Origin of the sequence: Cellulomonas hominis (assembly GCF_901521055.1) — a bacterium.
Classification (GTDB): domain Bacteria; phylum Actinomycetota; class Actinomycetes; order Actinomycetales; family Cellulomonadaceae; genus Cellulomonas; species Cellulomonas endometrii.
On sequence record NZ_CABEGA010000040.1, the window covers coordinates 76,674 to 92,558 of the forward strand.

General features: G+C 74.3%; 13 protein-coding genes and 1 tRNA gene. 4 read left to right on the plus strand and 10 right to left on the minus strand.

Annotation, left to right across the window (positions count from 1 at the left end; translation table 11 throughout):
* The 6 genes from KJP73_RS11640 to KJP73_RS11665 form a co-directional block, all read right to left on the minus strand.
* Positions 1-837: an urea amidolyase associated protein UAAP1 gene (locus tag KJP73_RS11640; RefSeq protein WP_213283025.1), complete on the minus strand. Its 837-nt coding sequence runs from the start codon at positions 835-837 to the stop codon at positions 1-3.
* A 10-nt stretch (positions 838-847) separates the two neighbouring features.
* On the minus strand, positions 848-1,489 hold the full coding sequence (locus KJP73_RS11645; protein WP_213283026.1) for a cysteine hydrolase family protein: 642 nt from the start codon (positions 1,487-1,489) through the stop codon (positions 848-850).
* A gap of 43 nt (positions 1,490-1,532) precedes the next feature.
* A complete protein-coding gene (locus KJP73_RS11650) occupies positions 1,533-2,525 on the minus strand; it encodes an ABC transporter permease (protein WP_213283069.1) in 993 nt (330 codons plus the stop codon).
* Positions 2,526-2,583: 58 nt separating this feature from the next.
* Positions 2,584-3,471 (minus strand): ABC transporter permease, encoded by an 888-nt coding sequence (locus tag KJP73_RS11655; protein WP_213283027.1) that lies wholly within the window; start codon positions 3,469-3,471, stop codon positions 2,584-2,586.
* Positions 3,468-5,204: an ATP-binding cassette domain-containing protein gene (locus KJP73_RS11660; RefSeq protein ID WP_213283028.1), complete on the minus strand. Its 1,737-nt coding sequence runs from the start codon at positions 5,202-5,204 to the stop codon at positions 3,468-3,470. The genes KJP73_RS11655 and KJP73_RS11660 overlap by 4 nt, the downstream gene beginning before the upstream one ends.
* An 88-nt stretch (positions 5,205-5,292) precedes the next feature.
* Positions 5,293-6,891, minus strand: coding sequence for an ABC transporter substrate-binding protein (locus KJP73_RS11665; RefSeq protein ID WP_213283029.1), 1,599 nt, complete (start codon positions 6,889-6,891; stop codon positions 5,293-5,295).
* Positions 6,892-7,131: 240 nt separating this feature from the next.
* Here KJP73_RS11665 and KJP73_RS11670 point away from each other — a divergent pair, with 240 nt between their 5' ends.
* Positions 7,132-8,397: a metal-dependent hydrolase family protein gene (locus KJP73_RS11670; RefSeq protein ID WP_213283030.1), complete on the plus strand. Its 1,266-nt coding sequence runs from the start codon at positions 7,132-7,134 to the stop codon at positions 8,395-8,397.
* Positions 8,390-9,112 (plus strand): TetR/AcrR family transcriptional regulator, encoded by a 723-nt coding sequence (locus KJP73_RS11675; protein ID WP_213283031.1) that lies wholly within the window; start codon positions 8,390-8,392, stop codon positions 9,110-9,112. The genes KJP73_RS11670 and KJP73_RS11675 overlap by 8 nt, the downstream gene beginning before the upstream one ends.
* 50 nt (positions 9,113-9,162) lie before the next feature.
* Here KJP73_RS11675 and KJP73_RS11680 read toward each other — a convergent pair.
* The 3 genes from KJP73_RS11680 to KJP73_RS11690 form a co-directional block, all read right to left on the minus strand.
* Positions 9,163-9,236 (minus strand) — tRNA-Val (locus KJP73_RS11680).
* A gap of 63 nt (positions 9,237-9,299) precedes the next feature.
* Positions 9,300-9,773 carry a redoxin domain-containing protein gene (locus KJP73_RS11685; RefSeq protein ID WP_213283032.1) on the minus strand — a complete coding sequence of 158 codons (474 nt, stop codon included), beginning with the start codon at positions 9,771-9,773 and terminating at the stop codon, positions 9,300-9,302.
* Between the two features lie 10 nt (positions 9,774-9,783).
* Positions 9,784-10,203, minus strand: coding sequence for a DUF3052 domain-containing protein (locus tag KJP73_RS11690; protein WP_213283033.1), 420 nt, complete (start codon positions 10,201-10,203; stop codon positions 9,784-9,786).
* Between the two features lie 453 nt (positions 10,204-10,656).
* On the opposite strand from KJP73_RS11690, the gene aceE reads away from it, so the two are divergent.
* Entirely contained in the window at positions 10,657-13,398 is a 2,742-nt protein-coding gene (gene aceE / locus KJP73_RS11695; RefSeq protein WP_213283034.1) for a pyruvate dehydrogenase (acetyl-transferring), homodimeric type, read from the plus strand.
* A 180-nt stretch (positions 13,399-13,578) separates the two neighbouring features.
* Here aceE and KJP73_RS11700 read toward each other — a convergent pair whose 3' ends face one another.
* A complete protein-coding gene (locus tag KJP73_RS11700) occupies positions 13,579-14,259 on the minus strand; it encodes a hypothetical protein (RefSeq protein WP_213283035.1) in 681 nt (226 codons plus the stop codon).
* A 113-nt stretch (positions 14,260-14,372) separates the two neighbouring features.
* Here KJP73_RS11700 and KJP73_RS11705 point away from each other — a divergent pair, with 113 nt between their 5' ends.
* The gene (locus tag KJP73_RS11705; protein ID WP_249669327.1) at positions 14,373-15,698 is read left to right on the plus strand and encodes a PucR family transcriptional regulator; all 1,326 of its coding nucleotides are present in this window, start codon (positions 14,373-14,375) and stop codon (positions 15,696-15,698) included.
* The last annotated feature ends 187 nt before the right edge of the window (positions 15,699-15,885 follow it).

Sequence of the window (15,885 nt, forward strand, 5' to 3'; positions counted from 1 at the left end):
TCACAGTCCCCTCGCGCGGGCGTAGTCGGTGGTGTTGGCGAAGGCGCGCGCCGCCTCCGGCGTGGCGGTGGCCTCGGGGGCGTCGGGACCGGCCGGGGCCCCGCGCCAGGCCCGCAGCCGCAGGGGCGTCGACACGTACTCCGCGCGGGGGTCGACCGGGTGCGGAACGTTCGCGAGCAGCACCACGCAGGGCAGCTCCAGCCGCAGCCGCACCCGCGCGCCCGCGCCGACGGACCCGGTGAACTCCGTGGTGCCGTCGCCGGCGATGCGCACCCCCTGGAAGAACGACAGGCTCGGCGGCACGTCGCGCGCGTCGAGCCCGTTCTTCAGCGCGGCGAGCAGCAGCAGCTCCCGCCCCGCGGGGGTCCCGCCCTGCGGCGAGCCGTCGCCGTACCGGGCCTCGTTCGCGGCCTTCGAGGACGTGCCGGCGAAGGTGTCGTGGCGACCCGAGGTGTCCTCGACCACCGTGGCCAGCACGCGGCCACGGTCGGACAGCAGCATCGACCCGGCGCCGAGGTACGCCTGCCACTGGATCTTGACCGTGTCGGCGACGTTCAGCCGCTCGTCGGCCTGCGCGGCGTTGACCAGCACCAGGTGCGCGCACGCGTCGCCCTCGAGGTCGGTCAGCTCGAGCACGGAGCCGCGGGCGAGCGTCACGGTCGTGTAGTTCCCTCCTGCGACGGTCTCGGCGTGCAGCCGGTCGGCGGTCGCGACGTCGGCGGGCCAGTCCGGCGCGCCGGCGGCCGGCACGATCGGCATGGTGTCGACGACCGTGCCGCCCTGGGCGCGCGCGTGGTCGCGGGCTCCCAGCGGCGAGGCGGTGGAGATGCTCGACATCGGGTCCTCCTCAGACGGCCTGGGCGGTGGTGGCGAGCGCGCGCTGCACCTCGGGGTTCGGGGTGGCGGTGGTCAGCCACTCCTGCACCTCGTCCGCCGTGACCAGCGCGTCGCGCTGCAGGTAGTGGATGGCGCGCAGCGCGGCGTCGTGCGCCTCCTGCGTCGAGCCGCCGACCCCGTCGGTGACGACCCGCACCCGGTAGTCGTGCTGGTGGGCGTCGACCGCGGTGTAGTGGATGCACACGTCGGTCAGACCGCCGACGAGGATGACGGTCCCGGCCTGGTACGCCTTGAGCACGATCTCCAGCTCCGTGCCGAAGAACGCGGAGTACCGGCGCTTGCGGATGAGGAACTCCTCCGGCTGCGGGACCAGGCCCGGCGCGAGCTCGGTCTCGGCCCAGCCCTCCACGCAGTGCGGCCCCTCGGCGCCGTCCAGCTCACGGCCGATGTCGATCAGCGAAGGCTTGTGCACCTCCTGGATCCACACGACCGGGATGCCCCGCTCGCGGCACGTCGCGATGAGCGCGCGCACCCGCGGTGCCCGCTCGGTGCGGCCGGGCATGTAGGGGATCTCGGTGCGGGACTCGGCGCGTTCGACGTCGCCGCCCTGGATGTCGACGACGATGAGCACGGCGTTGCCGGTGACGTTCATGCGAGTGGTTCCTTCCGGTGGTGCGGGACGAGGGCGGCGCCGCTCAGGCGAGGGCGATGCGCCGGTCGGCGGCGGCCTGGAGGCAGTCGACGACCGTGTTGAGCAGGATGTAGACGACGCCGAGCAGCAGCGCGACGCCCGCGATGGCGGGGAAGTCGGAGGCCGCGACGGACTTGTCGAGGTAGGAGCCGACGCCCGGCCAGTCGAAGATCTTCTCGACGACCACCAGGCCGGCCAGGAGCATCCCGGCCTGGATGCCCACCATCGAGAGGGTCGGGCCCAGGGAGTTGCGCACGGCGTGCCGGACGAGGATCTGCCGCTCGCTCATGCCCGCGGCCCGGGCGGTGCGGGCGTGGTCCGCGCTCATGTTGGCCTTGAGCCCGTCGACCAGCACGCGCCCGATGGCCACGGCCGGGGACACGGCCGCGCACAGGGCCGGGAGCGCGAGGTGCGTGACCGCGTCCCCGGCCACGTCGAGCCGGCCGGCCAGCAGTCCGTCGAGGACGAGGAACCCGGTCGGCCCGGCGGGCGCGTCGCGCAGGCCGGTGCGACCGCCCGACGGCATCCAGCCGAGGTTCCCGTAGAAGACCAGCAGGGCGACCATCCCGAGCAGGAAGGTCGGGGCGGCGGCACCGCTGAGCAGGACGACCCGCACGACGCCGGCGCCCCGCCACGCGAGCGTGGTGAGCGCGGCGAACGCGACGCCCAGCACCAGCGCGATGCCGAGCACCCACGCGGCGAGCTCCAGGCTCGCCGGCAGCACCTGGGCGAGGTTGTCGGCGACCGGCGTCCGGCTGCGCAACGAGTTCTGCAGGTCGCCGTGCAGCAGCCCGTCCAGGTACGTGAGGTAGCGCTGCACGAGCGGCTCGTCCAGGCCGAGGCGCTCACGGGCGGAGGCGACGGCGTCTGCCGAGGCGTTCGCACCGACGTACGCCTTGGCGGGGTCCACACCGCTGACCTCCTGCAGGCCGAACAGGGCCATCGTCAGCGCGAGCAGGACCGCGAGGGTGGCGGCGACCCGCTTCACCACGAACATCACCACGTCGGGACCTCCGTCCAGGGCAGAGCACGGGCAGGCTGCGTCAGCGGGGCGGTCATCCACGCCCCCGGAGCAGGTCGCGGACGCCGTCGCCGGCGAGGTTGGCCGCCAGGGCGATGACCAGGACCGTGAGCCCGGGGAAGATCGGCACCCACCAGGCCTGCAGCAGGTACGCCATGCCCTGCGCGGCCATCGCCCCGAGCTCGGGCGCCGGCGCGGGCGACGACAGGCCGATGAACGACAGCCCCGAGAGGGCGACGACCAGTCCGCCGACGTCGAGGCTCGCGGCGACGACGATCGTCGACCGCACGCCGGGGAGCAGGTGCCGGGTGACGCGCTGACCCCACGGCGTGCCGGCCAGGCGCGCCGCCTCGAGGTGCGGCCGGGCGGCCAGGGCGCGGACCTCGCCGCGCACGAGGCGCGCGTACAGGGGCCACCAGACGACCGCGACGCCGATCAGGGCACTGGTGAAGCTCGCACCCAGCGCAGCGGCCACCGCCATCGCGATCACCAGCCCCGGCAGGGCCAGGAACAGGTCGGTCGTCCGCATCAGCAGCGAGTCGACCCAGCCCGGCAGGGCGCCGGCGAGCAGTCCCACCAGGCCGCCGACCAGCACTCCCGAGGCGATGACGACCACCGCGGCGAGCAGGCTGGAGCGCATCCCGTAGAGCAGCCGCGACAGGACGTCGTAGCCCAGCGCGTCCGTCCCGAGCAGGTGGCCGGGGCTTCCCGGGGCCAGGAACGCCTCCCCGCTGCGCAGCACCGGGGAGTGGGGCGCCAGCACCGGGGCGGCGAGCGCGACGAGCACGATGACGGCCAGGAGGCCGACGGCGAGCAGGTCCACCCCCAGGGCGCGGTGCCGGACGGCGGTCACCCGCGCCCAGCGGCGCGCGGCCCGGCCGGTGCCGCCACCCGCGGTGACGGTGAGATCGGCGGTGGTCACTTCACGGCTCCGATCGACGAGACGGCGGCGCCCCGGTCACGGCGGTGCTGGGGGCCGGGGATCGCGCTGAGCAGCGTCCGGGTGTACTCGTGCTGCGGGCGGGAGCAGACGTCGTCGGTCGCGCCGAGCTCGACGATCCGCCCCTCGCGCATGACGGCGACGCGGTCCGCGACGATGCGTGCGGCCGCGAGGTCGTGCGTGACGAACAGCACCGACATCCCGAGCTCGCGGCGCAGCCGCCCGATGAGGTTGAGGACGGTCGCGGCGAGCGACACGTCGAGCGCGCTGGTCGGCTCGTCGCAGAGCAGGACGGTCGGCGGCACGATCACCGCGCGTGCCAGGGCGACCCGCTGCCGCTGGCCGCCCGACAGCTGGTCCCCGCGGGCACGCGCGGTCTCCGGCGGCAGCCCGACCGTCCGCAGCGCGTCGAGCACGCGGTCGTGCCGCTCCGCCCGGGACATGCCGGTGACGTGCGCACGCAGCCGCTCGTCGAGCATCGTGCCGACCCGCAGCCACGGCGTCAGCGAGGACCCGGCGTCCTGGAACACCATCTGGGGCCGCGCGCCCTCGGCGAGGCCCACCTCGCCGGACGTGGTGGTCTCCAGCCCGGCGACGACGCGCAGCAGCGTGGACTTCCCGCAGCCGCTCTCCCCCACCAGCGCGACGGACTCGCCGGCCCGGACCTCGAGGTCGACGCCGCGCAGCGCCGGCAGCACCCGACGGCGCCACGGCGGCCCGCTGCGGAACTCGCGGTGCACGTCCCGGACCGAGACGGCGACGCCGTCGCGCAGGACCACCGGGGGCCAGACGTCGGGGAGGCGTGGCGCGGCGGCGCCGGGTGCGAGGTCGAGCACGCCGTCGGCGCCGACCGCGAGCCCGTCGCCGGGCACGGCCGGCTCGGCCGGCTCGACCTCCGGGTCCACCGGCATCGCGGCGAGCGGACGGTCGCGCGGGGTCGACAGGTCGATCCGCGAGCGCAGCAGGTTCTTCGTGTACGAGTGCGTGGGGTTGCTGAAGACCTCGTCCACGCCTGCCGTCTCGACGATCCGGCCGTGCTGCATGACGGCGATCCGGTCGCAGACCTGCGCGGCGACCCCGAGGTCGTGGGTGACGAACACGATCGAGCAGCCGATCTCCTCGCGGAGCGTCAGCAGCAGGTCGAGGATCTGCGCCTGGACCGTGACGTCCAGCGCCGTGGTCGGCTCGTCCGCGAGGATCAGCGACGGGCGGCGCGCCACCGCCAGGGCGATCATGACGCGCTGGCGCAACCCGCCCGACAGCTGGTGCGGGTACGCCCTGAGCCGGTCCGCCGCCCGCGGGATGCCGACGTCCTCCAGCAGCGACAGCGCGTGCGCCCGGTCCCGGGTGACCTCACCCAGCTGGCGGCCGATCGGCATCGTCGGGTCGAGCGAGGTCATCGGGTCCTGGAAGACCGCACCGACGTGGGCACGGCGGGCGGCGCGGCGCACCGGGTCCGGGGCGTGCACCATGTCCACCCCGGCCAGGTCGATCGCGCCGGAGACCACGGGGCGCGCGGTCGCGGGCAGCAGGCCCATGACCGACAGCCCGAGCACGCTCTTGCCCGAGCCGGAGCCGCCGACCAGGCCGACGACCTCGCCCCGCCCGACGGTGAGGTCGACACCCCGGACGGCGTGCACCTCTTTCCCGTCGCGGGTCAGGCGCACGTCCAGGGCGTCGACGCGCAGCACCGGGTCCGTGGGGGCGTCGCCCATGGCGGTCTCCTTCGCTGAAGAGGGTGGAGGGTGGCCCGGGGCGAGGTCGTCAGGGAGCGACCCCGCCCCGGGGTCGGGTGGGGCCGGGTCAGCCCCGGCCGAGGGCGGCGAAGTGCAGCACGTCGTACTCGAGGACGTTCTGCGCGTCCTGGGTGCCCGTGACGTCCGGCGTCGTCAGCAGCGTGGTGTTGAGCGAGCCGATCGAGTACCAGTACCGCGTCGCGTTGATCGCCTCGGCGGCCGCGGCGTAGGCGGACACGTCCTCGCTGGCACGGGCGGAGTCGAGCAGCTCGGGCAGGCCCGGCACCTCGGCGCCGAACAGGTCGAGGCCGCCGGAGGGCGTGTAGATGATGCTGGCCCAGGCGTCGGGGTGGCCGGCGTCGGGGAAGACCGAGAACACGGCCAGGTCGGGGCCGTCGGCGCCCTCGTCCGCGATGCCGTAGATGGTGCCGGCGGAGTACGCGACGGCCTCGGCGGGGATGCCGGCCGTGCTCAGCCGCGAGCCGAGCTCCTCTGCGACCGCCTTGCCGTCGGCGCTGGAGCCGGCGTACGCGATCCGGACCGTGCCGGAGTCCGGCGCGCCCAGGTCGTCCCACGCGGCCTCGTCGTAGGTGATGCCCTGGTCGTCGATGCTCGGGTCGACCATGCCCTGCGGGAAGAGCTGGTCGGTCGGCACCTCGAGGCTGCCCATGGCCTCCTCGATGATCGACTCCTTGTCGATCCCCGCGAACAGGGCCTCGCGGTCCTCGACGTCCGCGAGCCAGGACGAACCCGGGTTCACGTAGATCATCTGCGTCGTGAAGTTCGCGAAGGTGCTGGTCGTGACCTCCTCGCTGTCCGCGAACGACTCGAACGACGTCTTGTTGAGGTTGCCCAGGATCGCGTCGATCTCGCCGCGCTCCAGCTGGAGCTGCGCGGACGACGCGTTCTCGGCGACCTGGAGCTCGACGGACGTGAGCTCCGGGGCGTCGCCCCAGTAGCCGTCGTACGCGGTGAGCTCGTACCGCTCGCCCGTCTCCACCGCGGTCAGCTCGTAGGGGCCGGTGCCGGCGTCGTGCGTGGTCAGGTAGGTCTGGGCGAAGTCGTCGCCCGCCTGCTCCTCGAGGACCGTCGGGCTGATGAGCTTCACGCCGAACGGCGAGGCCAGGTAGTCCAGGAAGGCGGCGTTCGGCGCCGCCAGCGTCACGACGGCGGTGAGGTCGTCGGGGGTCTCGACCGAGACCACGTCGCCGACCATGTACGCCGGGCCGGCGTCGACCTGCGTGCGGCGCTCGAACGACGCGGCCACCGCCGCGGAGGTGAGCTCGGTGCCGTCGTGGAACGTGACGTCCGGGCGCAGCGTGAACGTGTACGTGAGGCCGTCCTCGGAGACGGTCCACTCCTCCGCCAGCTCGGGGACGATCGTCGGCGTCTCGGTGCCGTCCTCGTAGGCCACCAGGCCCTCGTACGTGTTCTCGATGACGTTCAGCCCCGGTCCGTCGTAGTTGACGTCGGGGTCCGGCGGCGTGGTGTAGCCGGTGAGCATCACGGCGGTGAACGTGTCGTCAGCCGCCCCGTCGCCGGCCACCGTCCCGCTCTGACCGCAGGCGGTCAGGGCGAGGAGCCCGGCGAGTGCGGTGGTCGCGGTGGCGGCGACGCGGGGGCGGCGGGCGGACCGCGTCGTGCGGCGGGCGGTGCTCGGGCTCATGCTCGGTGCCTCTCGGTCGGGGGCCGTGCGTCGCGCTCGCTGAGGGGGCGGCGACGTCGAGGAGGTGCGGTTCCGCGGCGGGGATCCGCGGGAGTGGAGCGGCCGACTGATTTCCTGTCGGTGACCGAAAACTAGCGACGCGGCGTTGCGGACGGGTTGCCGCGTGTTGCGCGGACGTAAAATCTATCTGCGACAGGTAATGCGCTAGCCTGACCGCTCCCGACCCGTGAGGAGCCCGAGGTGACCGACCTCCTGCTGCGCGACGTGCGCCTGATCGACGGCACGGGAGCGGACCCCCGCCCCCACGTCGACGTGCTGGTCGCCGACGGCCTGATCGCCGCGGTCGCCCCGACCGGCACGCTGGCCGACGCCGCTGCCGGGACCGAGCGGCTCGCGGTGGTCGAGGGCGACGGGCTCACCCTGCTGCCCGGGTTCCTGGACTGCCACGTGCACGTCAGCACCCAGCCCGGCGGCGACGCGCTGTCCTCGGTGCTCGCGCCGGAGTCGCTGCTCACGCTGCGGTCGGTCCCGCACCTGGCCCGCACGCTCGACGCCGGCATCACGACCGCGCGCGACCTGGCCGGCGCCGACTCCGGCTTCCGGGACGCCCTGGAGCAGGGGCTGGTCCGCGGCCCGAGGTTGCAGGTCGCGATCCGGATCCTGTCGATCACCGGCGGGCACGGGGACTGGCGCACCATCGAGGGCGTGCCGCTCGACACCGGCCCCGGTGCCGGCGCGGTCGCCGACTCCCCCGCGGAGTTCGTCCGCGCGGTGCGCGAGGTGCTGCGGCAGGGCGCCGACTGGGTGAAGGTCGCCGCGACCGGCGGCATGGGCAGCCCCCGCAGCCACCCGGAGTCCGGCGGCCTGTCCGAGACCGAGCTGCGCGCGGTCGTGGAGGAGGCGGACCGGCACGGCGGCGTCGGTGTCGCGGCCCACGCCCAGGGAACCGCCGGCATCGCCGCCGCCGTCCGGGCCGGCGTGCGCAGCATCGAGCACGGCTACCTCGTCGACGATGCCACGATCGACCTCATGGGCGAGCGGGGCACGTACCTGGTGCCGACGCTGTCGACCCTGACACGGCCCCTCGCCGACGGACTCGCCCCGTGGGTCGCCGCCAAGCGCCGCGCGCTGCACGACACGGCGCGGGAGCGGCTGCACACGGCGATCACCGCCGGCGTCCCGGTCGCGCTCGGCACCGACGCCGGCATCGCGCCGCACGGCACCAACCTCACCGAGCTCGCCCTCCTCGTCGAGCACGGCCTGTCCCCCGCCGCCGCCCTCGTCGCCGGCACCTCCGGCGCCGCGCGGCTGCTCGGGCTCCACGACCAGGTCGGCACCGTCGCCCCGGGCCGCCGCGCGGACCTGGTGGCCGTCGACGTCGACCCGCTGACCAGCATCGACACGCTCGCCGACCCACGGCACGTCCGGCTCGTGGTGCAGGATGGGCGCATCGTGAAGGACACGCTCGACGCTGCGTGCGACAGGACGGGGGCCCGCCGTGGCTGAGCAGCTCGACGCCGCCCCGCGACGACGCGGACGCCCCCGCTCCGCCCCACCCAAGGACGGCTCGCTCAGCACCCGTGACGAGATCCTGGCCGCCGCCGCCGCCCTGTTCGGCTCGCAGGGGTACACCGAGACCACGACACGGCAGATCGCCGACGCGGTCGGCATCAAGCAGGCGTCGCTGTACTACCACTTCGCCGACAAGAGCCAGATCCTGCGCTCCCTGCTCAAGGGCACCGTCGCGCCCTCGGTCCAGTTCGCCGACTGGCTCCGCAGCGGCCAGGCCGGGGACGTGGACGCGTCCGCCGCGCTCGCCGCGCTCGCGCGCTACGACCTGGACGGCCTGCTGCGCGACCGGTGGAACCTGCACGTCGTCTACCGGCTGCTCGACATCGCCGAGACCGAGTTCACCGAGACCCGCGAGAGCCAGCTCGCGCTGCGCCGCCACTACCGCGAGCTGTCCGCGGCCGTGCTCACCCAGCGGGGCGTCGACGTGACGCAGCTCGCCGACGCCGACCTCGAGCTGGTCTTCGGCCTCGTCGAGGGCATCATCTCGCAGCGGCAGTGGGGCGACGACGGGACCCGGGCGGCGTACGCGGACGCCGTCGTGCGGGGCTGCCTGCGGCTCGTGCACGTGCCGGAGCGGGACATCGCCGACGCGGTCGCCGCGGGGCGGACCTCGATCGCGCGGTTCCGCGCCGAGCGGCCCGAGGTCTGACGCCCGGCTGCTCCCGGTCGAGCGGTGCGCACCGCCGGGTGGTGGGTGGGTGGGCCCGGCCGGTCTCGAACCGGCGACCTCCGCGGTGTAAGCGCGGCGCTCTGACCAACTGAGCTACAGGCCCGTGATGCGGTGCGCCAGCCTACCGGTGCACGTCCCCCCGCCGGCGCCGCGCGCCCGCCCGGCGTCACAGCGCGGCGACGGCCTCCCGGTACGCCGCGAACGGCCGCGCCTGCCCGCCGGGGTGCACCAGCGACCAGCGCACCACCCCGCGGTCGTCGAGCAGGAACGACCCGCGGCGGGCGAACCCCTGCGCGTCGTCGAACACCCCGTACGCGCGGGCCGCGGCGCCGTGCGGCCAGAAGTCCGACAGCAGCGCGAACGTGTACCCGTCGTGCTCGGCCCACGCCCGGAGCGCGAACATCGGGTCGCAGGAGACCGCCAGCGCGCGCACGCCCGCGGCGTCGAGCTCCGGCAGGCCCGCCTGCAGCTCGCCGAGCTCGGCGGTGCAGGTGCGGGAGAAGGCGAACGGCACGAACACGAGCAGCGTCGCACCGCCGACGGGTCCGCCGACGGTGACGGACGCGCCGTGGGTGTCCGGCAGCCCGAGGACGGGTGCCGTCGCCCCGACCGGGAGCGGAGCGCCCGGGCCGGACGTCATGGCCGAGGGGTCAGCGACCGCGGCCGCGGCTGCCGAGGCGCGTCGCCGACCAGTCCCCCGCGATCGAGAAGGTGCTGGTGGCGTGCAGGCCGGCCGTGGTGGCGGCCTCCTCGATGTCGTCGTGGCCGACGTGCCCGTCGCGGCCGGGCTTCGGGGTGAACACCCACATCTGCCCGCCGTCGTCCAGCACGGTCATCGCGTCCATGAGGGTGTCGGCGAGGTCGCCGTCGTCCTCCCGGAACCAGATGACCACGCCGTCCACGACGTCGTCGTAATCCTCGTCGACCAGCTCGGAGCCGGTGACCTCCGCCAGGCCGGAGCGCAGGTCCTCGTCGACGTCGTCGTCGTAGCCGAACTCCTGGACCACCTGCCCCGAGGTGAACCCGAGACGGCCCGCCCCCTGGGGGGCGTCGCCCGTGCTGGATGCCACGTCCTGACCTGTTCCTTCCGTCCCGGCCGTCCGAGGTCGCGACGGCCTGTGATCACCGAACGGTAGCCCACCGCACACCGGGTGCGCGTGGCAAGTGCGGCGTGGCGTTCACCAGGGTGCTCGGCGCGCGCCCACGACCCGCGGGGCGCCCGTCCGGCCGACGACGCAGGCGTGCCGACATGCGGACGCCCGGGCCCACGATGCGGTCGAGCGCCGGGGCGGAAACCGCCGGTGACGTGCCGCGACGTGACCCGGGACACCCGACGCGGCCGTGATTGTCACGGACGTCACGCATCCCAGGTGCCGGACTGGGAGACTTTCGCGGTCCGGACGGCGGACAATGGTCCTACTACCCGCTGGGCGGCGTGGCGCACCGAACGTGGCGCGCACGCCGGCGGGCCGAGATGCGCACCGGGGCCGATCGGCCCCCGCGTGGAGAGGCGAGGAGCACTGGTGGCTTCCAAGGACGAGCGCGGGCCGCTCATCAACGGCCTGCTGAGCCAGGTACCGGACGTGGACCCGGAGGAGACCTCCGAGTGGGTCGAGTCCCTCGAGGGGCTGATCGACGACAAGGGCGGCCCCCGTGCGCGGTACGTCCTGCTGAACATGCTCAAGCGTGCCCGGGAGCGGAACGTCGCGATCCCGGCCGACCTGAACACGCCGTACGTCAACACGATCGGCGTGCACGAGGAGCCGTACTTCCCCGGCGACGAGGTCCTGGAGCGGCGCTTCCGGTCCTGGAACCGGTGGAACGCGGCCGTCATGGTCACCCGCGCCCAGCGCCCGGGCGTCGGCGTCGGCGGGCACATCTCCTCCTACGCGTCGGTGGCGACGCTGTACGAGGTGGGCCTCAACCACTTCTTCCGCGGCAAGGACCACCCGGGCGGCGGCGACCAGGTCTACTTCCAGGGCCACGCCTCCCCCGGCGTCTACGCCCGCGCCTACCTCGAGGGCCGCCTGGACGAGCACCAGCTCGACGGGTTCCGCCAGGAGGTCTCGCACCCGGGCGGCGGCCTGCCGTCGTACCCGCACCCGCGGCTCATGCCCGACTTCTGGGAGTTCCCGACCGTCTCGATGGGCCTCGGCCCGGCGTCGGCGATCTACCAGGCGTGGACCAACAAGTACCTCGGCCTGCGCGGCATCAAGGACACCAGCCAGCAGGACGTCTGGGCGTTCCTCGGCGACGGCGAGATGGACGAGCCCGAGTCGCGCGGCATGCTCCAGCACGCCGCCCAGCAGGGCCTCGACAACCTGACCTTCGTGGTGAACTGCAACCTGCAGCGCCTCGACGGCCCGGTCCGCGGCAACGGCAAGATCATCCAGGAGCTCGAGGCGCAGTTCCGCGGCGCCGGCTGGAACGTCATCAAGGTGATCTGGGGCCGCGAGTGGGACGCCCTGCTCAACGCGGACAAGGACCGCGCCCTGGTGCACCTGATGAACACCACGCCCGATGGCGACTTCCAGACGTACCGCGCCGAGAACGGCGCGTTCATCCGGGAGAACTTCTTCGGGCGCGACCCGCGCACCAAGCAGCTCGTCGAGAAGATGTCCGACGACGACATCTGGGCGCTCAAGCGCGGCGGCCACGACTACCGGAAGATCTACGCGGCCTACAAGGCGGCGCGGGAGCACACCGGGCAGCCGACCGTCATCCTTGCGCACACCATCAAGGGCTACGGGCTGGGCTCCGGCTTCGCCGGCCGCAACGCCACGCACCAGATGAAGAAGCTCAAGGCCGACGAGCTGAAGACGCTGCGCGACTCGCTGCACATCCCGGTCACGGACGAGCAGATCGACGAGAACCCGTACCTGCCGCCGTACTTCCACCCCGGCCAGGACGACCCCGCGATCCAGTACCTCCAGGAGCGTCGCCGTGCGCTCGGCGGGTACGTGCCGGAGCGCCGCAGCACGCACAAGCCGCTCACCCTCCCCGGTGACAAGGTGTACGAGCTGCTGAAGAAGGGCTCGGGCCACCAGGAGGTCGCCACCACGATGGCGCTGGTGCGGCTGTTCAAGGACCTCGTGAAGGACAAGGAGTTCGGCCACCGCCTGGTGCCGATCATCCCCGACGAGGCCCGCACGTTCGGCCTGGACTCGATCTTCCCGAGCGCGAAGATCTTCAACACGAACGGCCAGAACTACCTCGCCGTCGACCGCGACCTCATGCTCTCCTACAAGGAGTCCGAGTCCGGTCAGATCATGCACACCGGCATCAACGAGGCCGGGTCGGCCGCCGCGTTCCAGGCGGTCGGCACGTCCTACGCCACGCACGGCGAGCCGCTGATCCCGTTCTACTTCTACTACTCGATGTTCGGGTTCCAGCGGACGGGCGACCAGTTCTGGGCGGCCGGCGACCAGATGACCCGCGGGTTCCTGATCGGCGCGACCGCCGGCCGCACCACCCTGACCGGTGAGGGCCTGCAGCATGCCGACGGCCACTCCCCGCTCATCGCGGGCACCATGCCGCACGTCGTGCACTACGACCCGGCGTACGGCTACGAGATCCGGCACATCGTCCGCGACGGCATCCAGCGGATGTTCGGCGACGACGACCGCGACCCGAACGTCATGTACTACCTCACGGTGTACAACGAGCCGACGGTCCAGCCGGCCGAGCCGGAGGACGTCGACGTCGAGGGCATCCTCAAGGGCATCCACCTGATCGCGCCGGCCGAGGGCGACGGGCCGCGCGCCCAGATCCTCGCCTCCGGCGTGGCGGTGCCGTGGGCGCTCGAGGCGCAGCAGCTGCTCGCCGACGACTGGGGCGTCCGCGCCGCGGTGTGGTCGGTGACGAGCTGGAACGAGCTGCGCCGCGAGGCGCTGGCCGCCGACCAGCACGCGTTCCTCAACCCCGGCGAGGAGGCTCGGGTCCCGTACCTGACCGCCAAGCTCCAGGGCGCCGAGGGTCCGTTCGTCGCCACCACCGACTACGACCACCTCGTGGCCGACCAGGTGCGCGAGTGGATCCCGGGCCGGTACGCCACGCTCGGCGCCGACGGGTTCGGCTTCTCCGACACCCGCGCCGCCGCCCGCCGGCACTTCAAGATCGACGGCCCGTCGACGGTGGTCCGCGTCCTGCAGCAGCTCGCCCGCGAGGGCAAGGTCGCGCCGGAGGCCCCGGCGCAGGCCATCGAGCGGTATCGGCTGCACGACGTCACCGCCGGCACCTCCGGCAACGCGGGCGGCGAGTCCTGACCCGCTGACCCGCTGACACGCGACGGGCCCCGCACCTGCTGGTGCGGGGCCCGTGGCGTGTCCGGGGGCGGCGCGCGCCGCAGAACCGGGCGACGTCGTCACTCCTGCACGAGGTCGTCAGCCCTGCGGGACGACCTCGTGCCGGTCTGACGACCTCGGCGGCCGATCCGGCGTGCCAGGTCAGGCGCCGGCGTGGCGCTCCGACTGCTCGACCAGGCGGGACAGCTCCCGGCGCATCTGCGCGATCTCGTCCTGGTGGGGGTAGAGGTCGAGCGAGGCCAGATGCTGCTTGGCGTCCATCGGCCGGCCGGCCTCGACGGCGGCGAGCACCAGCTCGCGCCCGGCCTCCGGGTCGTGGTCACGGGGGTGCCAGTGGCCGGTGCCCAGCGACAGCGCGTCGACCGGCAGCCCGGCCTCCCGCAGCAGCCGCAGGCCGGCGACGAGAGCCTTGCCGGACGGGTCCCGCTCGGCGGCGGTGGTCAGCCGGCGGACGGTGCCCTCGAGGTCGTCGCGCACGGACAGCCGCGCCACCTCGACCAGCGGGTACCAGGCCCGCGGGTTGCCCGCGAGCTCCTCGCCCAGCGACCAGACGGCCAGGTCGGCGGCCCGCTGGCGCTCGGCGTCGTCGGCCTCCGCGGTCAGGGGGTCGTCGTCGGAGCCCGTCACGGCGTGCCGGCGGACGATCTCGGCGAGCGCCGCGAAGGCCTGCTCGTCGTTGGGGTCGTCGCCGAGCCGGGACCTCAGGGCGTCCTCCTGCGGGAGGTCGCCGTGCCGGGACGCACCCGTGGGGCGTCGCGCGCCCACACGGGCCGCGGGCACGGGTCGGCCCAGGAGACGGCGCAGTCGGTGCAGCAGAGCCATGGAACGACACTATCCGGTGACACCCGCGCGCACTCCCCGAACAGGCCCTGCGCTGCTGCTCGGGGGCCTCCGCCTTTGTCGACTCCCCACAACGGGGCCCCTATGCTCGGCGCATGCCTCAGCCTCGCCGCGAGCCCGCGGCACCCCCGGCAGCCCCGACGCCGGCCGCACCGCCCTCGCCCGCACCCGCCCCCGTACCCGCCGCGCCGGTGCCCGCGCCGGGCGCCGCCGAGGGCGTCTCCCCCGCCCGCACCCGGACGCGGGCCGGCCGGATCGCCACCGCGCCGGACGCGAGCAACGGCGAGACGCTCCGCCGGGTGCGCGAGGGCAGCGGGGTGCTGGCCGCCGCGGCGATGCGCCGGCTCGACGAGGACCTCGACTGGTACCGCGCGCTGCCCGCCGACGACCGCTCGTGGGTGGGGCTGGTCGCCCAGGCGGGCATCACCGCGTTCGTCACGTGGTTCGCCGATCCCTCCAAGCCGCCGCACGGCGTCGGGGAGATCTTCGCGACCGCCCCTCCCGAGCTCACGCGGTCCATCTCCCTGCAGCACACGCTGCAGCTGGTCCGGGTGGTCGTCGACGTGGTGGAGGCGCACAGCGACCGGCTCGCGGCGCCCGGCGGCGAGCGGGACCTGCTCGAGGCCGTGCTCCGCTACTCCCGCGAGGTGGCGTTCTCGGCCGCCGAGGTCTACGCCCGCGCGGCCGAGGTCCGCGGCGCGTGGGACGCCCGGCTCGAGGCCCTGGTGGTCGACGCGCTGCTGCGCGGGGACGTGGACGACTCCCTGCGGTCCCGCGTCGCGGCGCTCGGCTGGAGCGGGCGCGGCAGGACGCTCGTCGTCGTGGGCACGACGGCCTCGCCGCTGGACGACGTCCGCACCTCGGACCTGCGCCGGGCGACCCGCCGGGCGGCCGACGACGCGCTCGTCGGCATCCAGGGCGACCGGCTGGTCGTGTTCCTGGGCGGGACCGGTGACCTGCGGGAGGCGGCGGCGTCGCTGCTCCCGCGGTTCGGGCCCGGTCCGGTGGTGCTGGGGCCGACGGGCACCGACCTCGCCGACGCCGCACGGTCCGCCCGGGCCGCGCTCGCCGGGCTGGTCGCGATCTCCGCGTGGCCGCAGGCGCCGCGGCCCGTGCTCGCCGACGACCTGCTGCCCGAGCGCGTGCTGGTCGGGGACGCGACCGCCCGCGCCGCGCTGATCGCGCAGGCGTACCTCCCGCTGCTGGCCAGCACCGGGTCCCTGCTGGAGACCCTGACCGCGTACCTGGCGGCGGGCCGGTCGCTCGAGGCCGCCGCGCGCACCCTGTACGTGCACCCGAACACCGTGCGGTACCGCCTGCGCCGCGTCGCGGAGGTCACCGGCTGGGACCCGCTCGACCCCCGCGAGGCGTACGTGCTGCAGCAGGCCCTCGCGGTCGGCCGCCTCGACCACCCCGCCTGACCCCGGACCGCCCTACGCCCGCCGGTCGGCGAGGTCGTCACATCCGCACGAGGTCGTCCCGCAGGACCGGCGACCTCGTCCGGGTGTGACGACCTCACGAGCCGGTCCCGCGGAGAAGCCGCCCTCGGCGTTGTGGGAGGGGTACAAGTCGGGCATCGGAGCTTGGTGTGCGTCGTGAGCGGGCGCG